General features: G+C 42.4%; 12 protein-coding genes. 2 read left to right on the top strand and 10 right to left on the bottom strand.

Annotation, left to right across the window (positions count from 1 at the left end):
• Position 1 precedes the first annotated feature (1 nt).
• Positions 2-3991 carry an ATP-dependent RNA helicase HrpA gene (gene hrpA / locus C5N92_RS08790; protein ID WP_111750480.1) on the top strand — a complete coding sequence of 1330 codons (3990 nt, stop codon included), beginning with the start codon at positions 2-4 and terminating at the stop codon, positions 3989-3991.
• A gap of 22 nt (positions 3992-4013) precedes the next feature.
• On the top strand, positions 4014-4871 hold the full coding sequence (locus C5N92_RS08785; RefSeq protein WP_111750479.1) for a glycosyltransferase family A protein: 858 nt from the start codon (positions 4014-4016) through the stop codon (positions 4869-4871).
• 98 nt (positions 4872-4969) lie between these two features.
• On the opposite strand, the gene nrdR is transcribed toward C5N92_RS08785, so the two are convergent.
• The 10 genes from nrdR to dnaX form a co-directional block, all read right to left on the bottom strand.
• Positions 4970-5425, bottom strand: coding sequence for a transcriptional regulator NrdR (gene nrdR / locus C5N92_RS08780; protein WP_111750478.1), 456 nt, complete (start codon positions 5423-5425; stop codon positions 4970-4972).
• Positions 5425-5703: a YcgL domain-containing protein gene (locus tag C5N92_RS08775; protein WP_111750477.1), complete on the bottom strand. Its 279-nt coding sequence runs from the start codon at positions 5701-5703 to the stop codon at positions 5425-5427. The genes nrdR and C5N92_RS08775 overlap by 1 nt, the downstream gene beginning before the upstream one ends.
• A 4-nt stretch (positions 5704-5707) precedes the next feature.
• Entirely contained in the window at positions 5708-7156 is a 1449-nt protein-coding gene (locus tag C5N92_RS08770) for a replicative DNA helicase (protein WP_111750476.1), read from the bottom strand.
• A gap of 156 nt (positions 7157-7312) precedes the next feature.
• Positions 7313-8131, bottom strand: coding sequence for an RNase RNM (gene rnm, locus C5N92_RS08765; protein ID WP_111750475.1), 819 nt, complete (start codon positions 8129-8131; stop codon positions 7313-7315).
• Positions 8131-8727: a DNA glycosylase gene (locus C5N92_RS08760; RefSeq protein ID WP_111750474.1), complete on the bottom strand. Its 597-nt coding sequence runs from the start codon at positions 8725-8727 to the stop codon at positions 8131-8133. Before C5N92_RS08760 ends, rnm begins: the two co-directional genes overlap by 1 nt.
• A 71-nt stretch (positions 8728-8798) precedes the next feature.
• Positions 8799-9758, bottom strand: coding sequence for an SAM hydrolase/SAM-dependent halogenase family protein (locus C5N92_RS08755; RefSeq protein WP_111750473.1), 960 nt, complete (start codon positions 9756-9758; stop codon positions 8799-8801).
• An 84-nt stretch (positions 9759-9842) separates the two neighbouring features.
• Positions 9843-11393 (bottom strand): exodeoxyribonuclease I, encoded by a 1551-nt coding sequence (gene sbcB / locus C5N92_RS08750; protein WP_111750472.1) that lies wholly within the window; start codon positions 11391-11393, stop codon positions 9843-9845.
• 185 nt (positions 11394-11578) lie between these two features.
• A complete protein-coding gene (locus C5N92_RS08745) occupies positions 11579-12343 on the bottom strand; it encodes an ABC transporter permease (RefSeq protein ID WP_111750471.1) in 765 nt (254 codons plus the stop codon).
• Between the two features lie 8 nt (positions 12344-12351).
• Positions 12352-13248: an ABC transporter ATP-binding protein gene (locus C5N92_RS08740; RefSeq protein WP_111750470.1), complete on the bottom strand. Its 897-nt coding sequence runs from the start codon at positions 13246-13248 to the stop codon at positions 12352-12354.
• Between the two features lie 5 nt (positions 13249-13253).
• A complete protein-coding gene (gene dnaX / locus C5N92_RS08735; RefSeq protein WP_111750469.1) occupies positions 13254-15281 on the bottom strand; it encodes a DNA polymerase III subunit gamma/tau in 2028 nt (675 codons plus the stop codon).
• Between the last annotated feature and the right edge of the window lie 82 nt (positions 15282-15363).

Below are 15363 nucleotides of genomic sequence, written 5' to 3'. Positions count from 1 at the left end.
TATGCAAAAAAATCTTAAAAACCGACCGCTTGATGAAACGCAAAAGGCGTTAATGGCTCAACTTAAAGATCTAACTAATATCGATTATCGCCGTTTGCATTCTCGCATTCAGGGGCTTGCGAACATTAAAAACGACCAAGCCAAACAAGCCGTTATTGCAGAAATTGAAACCGATCTTACCGCTTGTAAAGCCCGTTTTTCGTTACGTAAACAACAAGCAGAACAGCTTAACATCGACTATCCCGATCTGCCTGTATCTGCTCGCCGTGATGAAATTTTAAAACTGATTACGGAACATCAAGTGGTGGTGATTGCAGGGGAAACGGGGTCGGGTAAAACGACTCAGTTGCCGAAAATGTGTTTGGAACTTGGGCGTGGGGTGAAAGGGTTGATTGGACATACCCAGCCACGCCGTATTGCCGCTCGCTCGGTGGCAAGCCGTATTGCCGAAGAGTTGAAATCGGAACTCGGTTCGACTGTCGGCTATAAAGTCCGTTTTAACGATCAGATTAGCGATAACACGCTAGTGAAGTTGATGACGGACGGGATTTTGCTCGCCGAAATTCAGAACGACCGCTATCTCAATCAATACGACACATTGATTATTGACGAAGCCCACGAACGCTCGCTCAACAACGATTTTATTCTCGGCTATCTGAAACAGATTTTGGCGAAACGCCCTGATCTGAAAGTGATCATCACCTCTGCAACCATTGATGTGGAACGCTTTTCCAAACATTTCAACAACGCTCCGATTATCGAAGTATCGGGCAGAACTTTCCCTGTGGAAGTGCGTTATCGCCCGATTGTCGAAGAAGAAGATCAAGACCAGCTACAAGGCATTCTCAATGCGGTGGACGAACTGCAAGCGGAAGGCAGGGGCGATATTTTGATCTTTATGAACGGTGAGCGTGAAATCCGTGATACCGCTGAAGCCTTGCAGAAACAGGAACTTCGCCACACGGAAATTTTGCCGTTGTACGCCCGTTTATCCGCCGCAGAACAGCAACGGATTTTCAATCCAAGTAGCCTAAATCGCATTATTCTTGCTACCAACGTGGCGGAAACTTCACTGACCATTCCGAATATCAAATATGTAATCGACACGGGAACGGCTCGTATTTCCCGTTATAGCTACCGCACCAAAGTACAACGCTTGCCGATTGAGCCGATTTCGCAAGCGTCCGCCAACCAACGTAAAGGGCGTTGCGGTCGTATTTCGGAAGGGATTTGTATCCGCTTGTATTCGGAAGACGATTTCAACTCACGCCCTGAATTTACCGATCCTGAAATTTTACGCACCAATTTAGCGTCCGTAATTTTGCAGATGACGGCGTTGGGGCTGACGGATATTGCTTCGTTTCCGTTTGTTGATGCACCTGATGGGAAGCAGATTCAGGACGGTGTGCGTTTGTTGGAAGAGTTGGAAGCTATTACCCCCTTTGAAAAAGGGGGTCGCTACGCAGTAGCGGGGGGATTTGATAATGCGAAAAAATCCCCCCCTGCCCCCCTTTTACAAAGGGGGGAGCGTTCGGCATATCGCCTCACAGAAATCGGTCGCCAGCTCGCCCAACTCCCTGTCGATCCACGCCTTGCTCGAATGGTGATCGAAGCCGCCAAAAACGGCAGTTTGCACGAAGTGATGATGATTGTCTCCGCTCTTTCTATTCAAGATCCCCGTGAGCGTCCGCAGGAAAAACAGCAATCGGCGGACGATAAACATCGCCGTTTTGCCGATAAAGAGAGCGATTTTTTGGCGTTTGTGAATTTGTGGCACTACATTCAAACGCAACAAAAAGAGCTGACCAAAAACCAGTTTCGCAAGCTCTGCCAAAAGGATTATCTCAACTATTTGCGGGTGCGTGAGTGGCAGGATATTTATCATCAACTTCGCCTTGCGGTGCGTGAAATGGGCTTGCCGATTAACAGCGAAGACGCAAATTATCAGCAAATTCATACCGCTTTATTGGCTGGGCTGTTGTCGCATATTGGTTTAAAAGATAACGAAAAAATGCACTATTTAGGGGCTAGAAACGCTCACTTCTACCTTTTCCCAAACTCTGTACTTTTCAAAAAACAGCCAAAATGGGTAATGGCAGCAGAGTTGGTGGAAACCACCAAATTGTGGGGACGAATGGTGGCACGGATTGAACCTGAATGGGTGGAGCCGTTGGCGAAGCATTTGACCAAATCCAGTTACAGCGAACCACGTTGGGCGAAGTCGAAAGGGGCGGTGGTTGCCGATGAAAAAGTGTCGCTCTACGGCATTCCGATTGTGGCAAATCGCCCTGTGATTTATGGGGCGATTGACCCTGTGGTGAGCCGTGAGATCTTTATCCGCTCGGCGTTGGTGGAAGGCGAATGGCACAATAATTACAAATTTTTCAAAGAAAATAACCGCTTGATCAAAGAGATTGAAGAGCTGGAACACAAATCTCGCCGCCGTGATATTTTGGTGGACGAGCAGGTGCTGTTTGAGTTTTACGATCAGCGGATCGGCACAGACGTGGTGTCGAGCAAACATTTCGACAGCTGGTGGAAAAAGGCATCGCAGAAAGATCCTGAACTGCTCAACTTTGAAAAATCGTTTTTGATGAACGACAACGCTAACAAGGTGAGCGAGCTGGATTTCCCGAACTTTTGGTATCAAGGCTCGCTCAAGCTCAAATTGAGTTATCAGTTCGAAATCGGCTCACAAGCGGACGGTGTCACCGTGCATATTCCGTTGCCGTTGCTCAACCAAGTTGAGCCTGACGGCTTTGACTGGCACGTTCCCGGCTTGCGACAAGAGTTGGTGATTGCCCTGATAAAATCCTTGCCGAAAGCCACTCGCCGTAGTTTCGTGCCTGCCCCAAACTATGCGGAAGCCTTTTTGTCCCGAGCCGAGCCGTTCAAAAAGCCGTTGCTGGAAAGTTTAAGTTACGAACTTCGCCGAATGACAGGCGTGAGCGTTGAGCCTGAGCAGTGGGATTTAAGCCAACTGCCTGCCCATTTACGCATTAGTTTCCGTGTGATTGACGACAAAGGCAAAAAAATTGCCGAAAGCGAAAATTTAGACGAGCTGAAATTTCAATTAAAAGATCAAGTGCAGCATACACTTTCCAACATCGCCGATGACGGTATTGAGCAAAGCGGTGTGCATTTGTGGAATTTTGCCGATTTACCGCAATTTTACGAGCAGAAAAAACAGCATTTCAGCGTGAAGGCGTATCCTGCGATTGTCGATGAAAAAGAAGCCGTGGGGATCAAGCTGTTTGAAACAGAATTTGAGCAAGCCAAAGCAATGCAAGCAGGCTTACGCCGCCTGTTGTTGCTTAATGTGCCGTCGCCGATTAAGTATTTGCACGAAAAACTGCCGAATAAAGCGAAACTCGGGCTTTATTTTGCTCCGTTCGGCAAAGTGTTAGAGTTGATTGACGACTGTATCGCCTGTGCGGTGGATAAGCTGATTGACGATTTCGGCGGTTTTGTGTGGACGGAAGAGAAATTCAACGCCTTGCACGAATTTGTACGAGCGAATTTGAACGATACAACAATCGAAATTGCCAAACAGGTGGAAAAAAATCTCACCCTTGCCTATGAAATCAACAAGCGGTTAAAAGGCAAGCTAGATTTTACAATGGCATTTGCGCTTTCCGACATCAAAGCCCAAATTGAAGGTTTGATCTACCCTGATTTTGTCACCAAAACAGGCTACAAACGCCTTGCAGATTTACACCGCTATCTCACCGCTATCGACAAGCGGTTAGATAAACTCGCCGTGGACAGCAACGCCGACCGAGCCAAAATGTTGCGTGTGGAACAGGTTCAAAACGCCTATCAGCAACTGTTGGCGAAACTACCGAAATCCAAACCAATTTCTGATGACGTGTTGGAAATTCGCTATATGATCGAAGAGCTACGAGTGAGCTTATTTGCACAGCAGTTAGGAACGAAGTATCCAATTTCGGATAAGCGGATTTTGAATATTATTCAAACAATTAAGTTGTAAGTTTTAATTAAGGATATTTCTAATGCAGACCGATAAACAATCAACAATTTATTCCGTTGCGGTAATTACATCGACTATCGGAAGAGCACACCTTGAAAGAGCAATTTTAAGTGTTAAAGCTCAAACTTACCCTTGTAAGCATTATGTATTTATCGATGGGGAACAATTTGCGGCGGACGCTAAAGCCATTTTAGATAAATATCCTGACGTGATTGCCACTTATTTACCAATGAATACTGGGGCAAATCGTTGGACGAACAGCAGTATCAATGCCATTGCACCATTTTTAGTGAAAGAAGATGCAATCTGCTATTTAGATGATGATAACTGGTACGAACCAACTCACGTTGAAATGGGAGTAAAAACCTTGAATGAATCAGGGGCGGATTATGTCTATTCGTTCCGCAATTTTTATTCTCCAAATGGACAGTTTATTTCTAAAGATACATTAGAATCTATTGGATTTTATGAAAATAGACTAGATAATCCATATAATTTCACTATTACTGTCAATGATTCGACAATAAAAATGAATACAATCTCTCACAAAAAACATCATATTGATACCAATTGTTATATGATGAGAAGAGAGTTAGCTATATTGACATCACAATTTTGGTATAGTGGTCTACAAAATGATACAAATGTATTTAATGCTCTTATAAAATTAGGAGCTAATCATTGCAGTACAAGAGAATTCACTGTCAATTATCTATATGATTTAGACAAATATGATATGGGCTTTATTACTACTTTGGAAAATTACTTCCCTCATTTAAGTAGAGAAAGGATAAGACAGATCAATTACCAGCTTACTGCACAAAAGCAACAGCAACATCTTGAGCGCCATGGCGGTGTTTATCCTTGGGATAAAGACTAAATTGAGTATTGCGTGAGAGAGTTTCTCACGCATTTTCAATGCAATATTATGTAGCAATTACATAAACTGTTTTTAAAGGTTATGAAATATAAGGCGTGTTACTGATCTAATTTTAATTTCTCAATTTCTTTACTAAATTCTTCAATATCATCAAAACTTAAATAAACGGAAGCGAAACGAATATAAGCCACTTTATCTAGTCGTTTTAATTCATTAAGTACAAGATCGCCGACAAATTTACTCGAAACTTCCCGCTCGCCTGTGGCTTGTAGCTGTAAAATAATATGATGAATCGCTTTTTCCACATCATCAGTATGTACAGAACGTTTTTCTAATGCTCGGGATAAGCTGGTTCTTAATTTGCGTTCATCAAATGGCTCTCTATTGCCGTTATTTTTTACAATATAAGGAATGAGAAGCTCTGCACTTTCAAAAGTGGTAAAACGTTCTTTACATTCAGGGCATTCACGTCTGCGGCGAATTTGATAACCATCTGCCGCAAGGCGTGAGTCGATCACTTTGGTATCATCAGCCGAACAAAATGGGCAACGCATTATTTTAATCCTTTTTGTCTTGCCACAAATTCTGCATGCAGATTTTCAGGTGGCGGTGGCATTTGTAAGTAGTAGCCTTCTGTTTGGATTTTTTGCAAAACTTCTTGATTATCTACCCGCTTGAGCTGTTTCTCGCCGACTAAATTAAACAACATCACAAATTCAGGTTTGCCAAAAATTTGACGCAACTCCGTAGGTACTTGCTCAAACTGGTCACGTTTTTCAACGTAAAGATACATGCCTTCTTTTTTCGGGCTTTTATAAATTGCACATAACATTGTTTTATTCGTCCTCAAGTTGATAACTGCCTTCATAATTGGTAAAGCGTGAAAATTGTCCTTGGAAACCCAGTGGAACTCGTCCAATCGGGCCGTTACGTTGTTTACCAATAATAATTTCTGCCATGCCTTTGGTATCAGAATTATCGTGATAGACTTCATCACGATAAATAAACATGATTAAGTCCGCATCTTGCTCAATAGAGCCTGATTCACGTAAATCCGAGTTAACCGGGCGTTTGTCTGCACGTTGCTCTAAGCTACGGTTAAGCTGAGAAAGTGCGACAACTGGCACTTGTAATTCTTTCGCCAGTGCTTTTAATGAGCGGGAAATCTCTGCAATCTCAAGGGTTCGATTATCGGCAAAACCCGGCGCTCTCATTAATTGCAAATAGTCCACCATAATTAAACTCAATCCGCCACTCTCTTTAAATACACGTCTTGCACGAGAGCGTAATTCCGTTGGTGTTAAACCCGAGCTATCGTCAATATAAATATTGCCACGCTCTTGTAAAATACCGACCGTACTGCCAATACGAGACATCTCTTCATCATCTAATTGCCCCGTACGGATTCGGGTTTGATCGACGGTAGAAAGCGATGCAAACATACGCATCATAATTTGATCCGCAGGCATCTCAAGGCTAAAAATCAGCACAGGTTTATTTGGCTTTTTAATTTTATTGCCAAACTCATCTTCGACTTCCACATTTCCCATTGCCGCATTTTCACAGAGATTCATAGCAAAGGTGGTTTTACCCATAGACGGACGAGCTGCCACAATGATTAAATCCGATGGCTGTAAACCAGCGGTTTTACGATCTAAGGCAGAAAAGCCTGTCGAAACCCCTGTCACCCCAGAGTTATTTTTCGATCTCGATAGAATTTCAATGCGGGACAAGGTTTCCATCAAAATATCATCAATCTTTTTAGGTCCTTCGTCCGTTGCTGTACGCATTTCTGCAATGTGGAAAACGGATCTCTCTGCTTCATCAAGCACTTCTTTCACGCTTAACCCTTTTGGGTTATAGCTCATCTCAGCAATTTTATTACTGGCGCTGATTAACTCTCGGCGGATTGCCCTTTCGCTGACAATATCTGCATAAGCTAAAATATTGGCAGCACTTGGAGTATTTTTGGATAATTCTGCTAAATAGGCAAAGCCACCCACATCTTGCAAAATACCTTTATTTTTCAAGACTTGGTCAAGGGTTATGATGTCAATCGGCTGGCTATTGCGAGACAGCGTTGCCATCTCTTCAAAAATCAAACGGTGAGCGTGATTATAAAAATCGCCCGCTTGTACCCGTTCGGCTACGCCATCCCAGTTATCATTACTCAATAAAATTCCACCTAATACAGCCTGTTCTGCTTCAATAGAATGTGGAGCAATGTTCAACTGCTCGATTTGTTTATCTTTTGAAATCTCTTTCGCTTTTTGAAATTCGGACATGAGCGCTACTCTTTGGGGAAATCATGGTACTAGTTTAGCGAATTCATCAACATTTTTCAGCTGATTTACACAATGAGAAAGATAACAAGCGGAAAGTTATACAATAAAATTTGCAAATAATTTGTCTGATCTAACCGCTTGTCGTCGAAAATAAGGTTAAAACAATTGCCAAATAGGCTTGCACTCTGCGGGTAATTCCAGATTTTTACCGAGTTCAATCCAACCTGTAGGGAAATGGAAATCAGAGCCAGCAGAAGCATAAAGATCAAACTCTTTTGCCCAACGAGTTAAGAGCTGGCGTTGATCAGGCGTTTGCGCACAACCTGCAACTTCAATGCCATCGCCCCCTGCCTGTTTAAAATCATCAATTAAACGACGAATCCATCTTGCAGTTAGCTTGTAACGTAAAGGGTGAGCAACACAAATCACACCGCCTGCCTTGTGCGTCACTTGGATTGCTTCTTCTAAGCTACACCAAACTGGCTTCACATAAGCCGGCTTTCCCATACCTAAATAACGTTTAAAGGCATGTTCATCATTACGCACATAATCATTTGCCACTAAAAAACGAGCATAATGCGCACGAGTCACTTCGCCACTGGCAAGGGCTTTTGCGCCTTGATATGCACCTTTCACGCCCGCTTTCTCCAATTTTTCCCCAATCAGTTCTGCCCGTTGCTGACGCAATAAACGCTGTTTTTCTAAGAGTTCAACCATAGCAGGATGCGTTTCATCAATGTTCAAGGCGGCTAAGTGAATACTCTTGCCTTCCCATAAAATTGAAATTTCTACTCCGCTAATAAACTGGATAGGCTGAGATTGGGCAAAAGCTTTCGCTTCCGCAATACCTGAAACCGTATCATGGTCAGTCAGCGCTAACATCTTTATGCCTTGCTCGACCGCTCGTTGCACTAATTCTGTTGGCGTTAAGACACCATCTGAAGCCGTACTATGACAGTGTAAATCGTATTTCATTAAGACTCCTTAAGTATCCCAGACTGAATAAAAAACGCCCGATAAGCATCAATCTTCTTAGCAAGACTTAAGGGGTAAGCTCGAGATGTAGATGGCAATCGATATAGAAAAAGCTCACGATCAGGTTGATAAGGAAAAGGAACAAAGCCATTTGTTTTTGGCTCTTTGATTTTTTCAGGCAGTAATGTCAGCAAGGTTTCTGTCGCCTTTCCACCTGTAGTAAAAAGCCAACGGCAGTGCGGAACTTGTTGAAGCACATCAGTTAAATTCACAGGTTCTACAATTTTTAGGAATTTATCCGATGCATTTCCTTGTTCACGAATGGCTGTTTCAGCCGTTGAACACAGTGCAATGCCTTTTTCTCGTAAAAAAGTTTCGATACGTTTTGGATCAAAACGTTTTTCATCACCTACTCGAAAGTAGTCAATATCGTTAAAAAAGATACTGCCAAAAATTCGCCACATATCATTTTGAAAATTAGGGTAATGAAATTCCATACAACGTTTTTCAGGCGTTGGTGGAAATGTCCCCATCATCATAACTGTTGCATTTGGGGGTAAAATAGCAGGAAAAGGGTGTTTTTCTATCTGTTGCATAGGTAAACAAAATGGGCATTACCGCCCATTTTTCATATTAGTATGGATTTGGGAACATTATCCCTATCTGATTATTTCTCGCAAGCTTTTAATGACACTGACCATTCTGCGCCTGATTTAACTTTATATTTCTCCGCAAAATTGTCCATATTTAAAGCAAAAGAGACATTCAGTAAGCTATTAAGATACATTAATGGTCTGCCTTCTTCGACATCCCCAAAACTGCTCTTATAAGGCATACTGCCTGAGTAATGAACCTTCACTTCATTATCCAGTTGTTCTTTGATTTCAACACAAACCTTTCCATCTTTTTGAATACCTGATTTTTCAAGTAATTCACTGCTAATATTCGTCCAAACATTACCATATTGAATATCAAGTACAGGGATATTACCTTTTAATACCCCTTCTTCAAGGGTTGGTTTTTGATACGCAATTTCAGTAACTTTTGCGGGTAATTCTGCACCAACTTCTTCAAAACTAATTTGCCCTGATGCTAATTTTGCGCCTGTATAAGCATAAACATCACGTCCGTGGAAAGTATAAGATTTTTCTGAGCCTTCTAAACGGTTTTTGGTTTCGTCAATTTCACGAACGACATCAATACCTAAAGATTCAGCCACAAGGGTTAAAGTACCATTATCAGGGGTAACGAAGTAGTGACCTGTTTTAGTTTTGAGTACCACCGATTTACGATCGGTCCCTACACCTGGATCAACCACACTGACAAAAACAGTACCTGCAGGCCAATAAGTTGCCGTTTGATATAAACGATATGCAGCTTCCCAAATATTATAAGGCGGGATTTCATGTGTTAAATCAAACATTTTAAGATTGCGATCAACCCCAAATGCAACGCCTTGCATAGCAGAAACAGCACCATCTTTTAAACTAAAATCAGTTTGAAGAACAAGAGCATTTGCAGATTGTTGTGCAAAAGTGACCGCTTGTTGAGATGACGATTTTTCTGTTGTCGCAAACGAAGCCATTGAAAATGCAGCAATAGTAATAGCTAACCAAGTTTTATTCATTTATTAATCCTTATTTTTCATGTTTATTGATAGATTAATTAGATAGTAATCGTTTGCGTCAAGATTGTCTATAAGCCCCAAGGTTTATTTTTGGTTCAATAATGCACTTATTGCTTTTAATTTATCTTTTTTTGTTAATCCTTGATCGGCAAGCTGATTTAGCTCGGAAAGCAAGGCTTCCGATCCACTGCTACTTGTCGCTTTTACAGGCTGGGGTTGCATTAATTGCGTAGCGTAAGCGGTCAGATCTTCCAATAATTTTACTTTTTCGGGGTTATCGTGATATTGAGCGGACAGCTCGTTAATCGCCTGTTCAAAGGCTTCGGCTTTGGCTTCAAGCTGTTGATAGCAATACTTCTGCCAACGTACTTGTTCCGCACGGCTTAGGGTTTCAGGGTAATGTCTTGCTCGATAGTGGAACAGCAACGGTTCAACACGGGGATCGGCAAATTTTAAGCCGTGATGTGCTAACTCTTCTGGCTTAAGGTTTCGCAAAATCGCCATATTATTTTTGTCAGCTGGCTCAAAAAAGCCGTTGTATAACGTTGTTTCGACATTGTTGGACGCTGGATAGGCTTTTTCTTCCGCAAAAATTTCAATCACCTTTTCTCGCACAAGGCTTTTTTGTGATTTGAGCTGTTTCAAATTCTCTAAACAGGCTAGGCGGTCGATCCCCAAACGAGCTGCATTTTCAGGCAATAAGGTTTTGGCTGGGGCTAAAATCGGGCATTTATTGATATGCACCAACTTCAACGGCACAGACGCAAGCCCCTGTGCTTCAAGCTCGGTTTTTTTGGTGTAAAGACGCTCACGCAACAGCTCGGCAGGTTCATTGAGCAACGCCGACATATCACCCGACAAATCACACACAATCACCGCATTTTTATTGGTCGGGTGCCACACCAATGGCACGACCCAAGCGGTGTTGCCACGATAATTGCCCAACATTCCCGAAACGTGTACAAGCGGTGTCATTTCGCCCACATCAATCATCTGCTCTAACGCTTTTTTGCCCCGATTTTGCAAGAAAAAATCGAACAATTTCGGCTGCTTCGCTTTAATCAATTTTGCCATTGCAATGGTGGCATACACATCCGACATCGCATCGTGTGCGTTATCGTGAGCAATGCCATTCGCTTTGGTGAGATTTTCCAACTTAAAACTCGGCATACCGTCATCGTCATACGCCCACTCAATCCCGTCAGGACGCAACGCATAGCAAGCACGCACCACATCAAGCAGATCCCAACGGGAATTGCCGTTTTTCCAGCTATATTCATAAGGATCAAAAAAGTTACGGAAAAAGGTATAACGAGTCATTTCATCATCGTAACGAATGTTGTTATAGCCCATTGTGCAGGTGTTCGGCTGGCTAAATTCAGCGTGAATACGCTCAGCAAATTCAGGCTCGGACAACCCTTGTTGATTACACAGCTGCGGCGTAATTCCCGTAACCATTACCGCTTCGGGTGATGGCAGGTAATCTGCGGTCTGCTTGCAATAAAACATCACGGGTTCACCGATAATGTTAAATTCACTATCCGTGCGGATCCCCGCAAATTGTGCAGGACGATCGGACGCAGGATCGACCCCAAAACTTTCGTAATCGTAAATAAAAAAGGTTGGTTGATTCATCTTTTTGCCTTAATTTCACCGCTGTTAGTAATAGCCCGAAAATAAATTAAAAAAAATTTCAATTTTTTTGAACTAACGCGAAAAGGGGGAGTCTCACGAATAGCATAATGTGCTAGTTTATTTTTTCATTTCCTTAGGTAAGACCTCCCCCGATACTGATTATTGGTATCGGGTTTTTTTATGCTTTAAGATCTCAACCCTATCCCACGTTCAACTAAAGAGTACGCCCAAGCATATAACGCGATAATAAATAACGTTAATACCGCAAAAGTATAGTAAATTGGTACATCGCTGATCCCTAAAAATCCATAGCGAAAACCACTAATCATGTACACAATCGGATTGAATTGCGAGACCTTTTGCCAAAATTCAGGCAATAAACTAATAGAATAAAAAACACCGCCAAGATAAGTTAATGGCGTTAAAACGAATGTAGGGATAATGCCGATGTCATCAAAGGTTTTTGCAAAAACGGCATTAATTAAACCGCCTAAGGCAAAAGCAATGGTGGTCATCAACATGGTTAAAATAATAATGCCCCATGAATAAATATCAAAAGAGACAAAACAGAGCGTAACTAAAGTAACAAGAACCCCAACCATCACGCCACGCATAATACTTCCCGCTACATATCCCCAAATAATCGTGTGAGTGGAAAGCGGTGAAACCAACAACTCTTCAATATTCCGTACAAATTTACTTAAGAAAAAAGAAGATGCCGTATTGGTATAAGATGCAGTAATGGCTGACATCATAATCAAGCCTGGTGCGATAAACTGCATATAGCTTACGCCGCCCATATCACCAATACGATGCCCGATTAATTTACCAAAAATCAGGAAATAGAGCGTGGTAGTAATAATAGGCGGTACTAAAGTTTGTCGCCAAATACGCAATACACGTTTGGTTTCTTTTGTTGCAAGAGTATAAAATCCTGTAATATTCTGCATTTTTTATCCTATTTCAAACTCATAAACAGCTCTTCCAAGCGGTTTGATTTATTACGCATACTGAGTACTTCAATCTGTTGCTCGCTGAGTTGTTGAAACAATTTATTCAAGCCTTGACGACGTTTTACTTCAACTTCAATCGTCGTTTCATCTACCCATTTAAACGGATAATTATCGATCACAAGCGGTCGGTTTTCGCTTAAATCTAGCAAAAAGGTTTCTGTTTCCAACTTAGCAAGCAAGGCTTTCATAGACGTATTTTCAATAATCTGCCCTTGCTGAATAATACCAATGTTACGGCACAGGGTTTCTGCTTCTTCTAAATAATGGGTGGTTAAAATAATGGTTGTGCCTTGTTGATTTAGCTCACGCAAAAAATCCCACAGACTGCGACGAAGTTCAATATCCACCCCTGCCGTTGGTTCATCTAAAATCAGTAATTTAGGATTGTGCATCAAAGCTCGAGCAATCATCACACGGCGTTTCATTCCGCCCGAGAGTTCACGGGTAAAATGTTCCCGCTTTTCCCATAAGTCTAATTTTTTTAACCAAATTTCCGCTTGTTTTAAGGCTTGATCACGCTTTACGCCATAAAAACCCGCTTGATTCACTAACACATCAATCACTTTTTCAAATTGGTTAAAGTTAAATTCTTGTGGAACCAAGCCAATTTGTTGTTTTAATTGAATTTTTTGACTATCCAAGTCATAACCAAACACCTTGACCGAACCGCTCGTTTTATTGACTAGGGAGCTAATAATCCCAATAGTCGTCGATTTCCCTGCCCCATTATGTCCAAGCAATGCATAAAAATCGCCTTGTTCAACACAAAGATCGATCCCTTTTACCGCTTGAACACCCGTTGGGTATTGTTTAATTAAATTTCTTATTTCAAGTGCGTACATGTATTCTATTCCGCTACGGCTCTAATTGTTGATTCATCCATTTGAGCATCAAAAGCCTGTTGTAAAAGTTTAAGTTTTTCGTCCGCTTGTAAGGCTTGTTTAGCTTCCAAAGTCAACTGTTCAAAAATGGTACGACGGAGTTCAAGGGGAGTTTGAAACTCATGACTTTCTCCCTCTGCCATTTCATAAGTTAGCTCTTGTTGTGCAAAGGCATTGTTTAAACTTTGAACAGATTCTTCGTTCTTTAGATGTGCCATTGAAGGCTTAAGCATCAGTTTAAGATGATTACCTTGTTTCTCTGCAAGATAACTATTTAATACTAACTGACGAGTCACGCCGCCAATCTTCAAGTTTTGAACAATACGGCTCCACTCATCTTTTTCACAAGCTAATTCAATGGTTTTTTTCACCAGTTCAGGCGTTTTTTCTTGCAAGATAGCCTGCTTTATATCGGAAGGTTTAGGTGCTTCTTCTTGATTTTCTAACTCTGGATTTAACCATGTCCATCGATACTCTTCATCACTGACGTTTTCCTTAGGCTTAGGTTTTACTGCAGGGAGAGCTTTCTCTCGCTCTTCCTGTGCAGACACTAAACTGGCAAAACCTTGATGAATACTTTTCTTAGGCGGTTTAGGTGTAAGAATAGGGGGTGTTAATTCAGACTTTTTTTTTTCGTCGTTTTGTTCTTGCTTAGCTTTAAGCTGCTGACGAGCTTTCATCGCTAATAACGCAGGAGACATTCCCTCTGTTCCATTATTTGGCGGTAATGTCGAAGAAGCGGGTTGTTGTTGACTATTTTTTGCAAAATTTTGCTCAGAAGTCACCGCTTGTTGTGTCATACCCGATGACTGCTGTTGAGCTAAACGCTCACGCAACTGGCTAATGCTATTTGGGGCTTGCACAGGGGCAACGCTCTGTGTCGGCTGTTGAGCCGTTGGCTGAACTGTTGCCACGCTGATATTTTTGGGATGAAATGCCAACGCTCTCAACATTGTCATTTCTACGCCAGAACGCTGTTCAGGGGCGAAAGGTAGCTCTTTTTTGCCCGTGAGCATCACTTGATAGAAAAACTGCACATCTTCAGGCGAAATCTGTTTTGCCAAAAAGTGAAGCGGTGTCTCTTCTTGATTAGGCTGCTTGAGTAGTTGCAACATCGCAATTTGGTGCAGGGTTTCCGCCGTATCGCTCAACAGCTGTTGCCAATCCACACCTTTTTCCGCAACGGCTCGAATCACCGCCATTGCCTTTTCACCGTCCGCATTCGCAAGGGCTTGCACCAGCTCTAACGGCTGATGATCGTCAATTAAGCCGAGCATTTGGCTGACAATAGGCAAGGTGATATTCGCATTGCTCACCGCAATGGCTTGATCCGTGAGACTCAAGGAGTCACGAATACTGCCCTGTGCCGATTTTGCCAACTTCGCCAACGCAGGTAGCTCAAAGGGGATTTGTTCTTGGGTCAGGATAAATTCGAGATGTTGCTGAATTTGCGACACGTCCAACGCCCGCAGATGAAACTGCATACAGCGAGAGAGAATGGTGATCGGCAGTTTTTGCGGATCGGTCGTTGCCAATAGGAATTTGACATACTCAGGCGGTTCTTCAAGGGTTTTGAGCAACGCATTGAAGCTGTGGCGAGAGAGCATATGCACTTCGTCAATCAAATAAACCTTAAAACGCCCGACCGTTGGCTTATATTGCACATTGTCGAGCAATTCACGGGTATCTTCCACTTTGGTACGAGACGCCGCATCGATCTCAATTAGATCGATAAACCGCCCTTCTTCAATCGCTTTGCAGTTAGCACATTGTCCGCACGGATCAGCAGTAATGCCCGTTTCACAGTTCAAGCCTTTGGCAAACAAACGAGCAATGGACGTTTTACCCACGCCCCGTGTCCCTGAAAAGAGATAAGCGTGATGTAGCCGCCCCTCTCGCAAGCCATTTTCGAGTGCGGATAAAACGTGTTGTTGCCCAACCACTTCACTAAATCGCTGTGGTCGCCATTTGCGTGCTAGAACTTGATAGGACATTTGACCTCTTGATATGTTACATAGCTTTAATGCTATTTCCCCTCTCTCTGCTTTAGGATTCTGAACGAATCCTAAAGCTGTC

This window comes from Glaesserella australis (assembly GCF_003260095.1).
In the GTDB taxonomy this organism is placed as follows: Bacteria; Pseudomonadota; Gammaproteobacteria; order Enterobacterales; family Pasteurellaceae; genus Glaesserella; species Glaesserella australis.
Note: the sequence above shows the minus strand (reverse complement) of the source record. Positions and strands in the feature narration are given on the sequence as shown.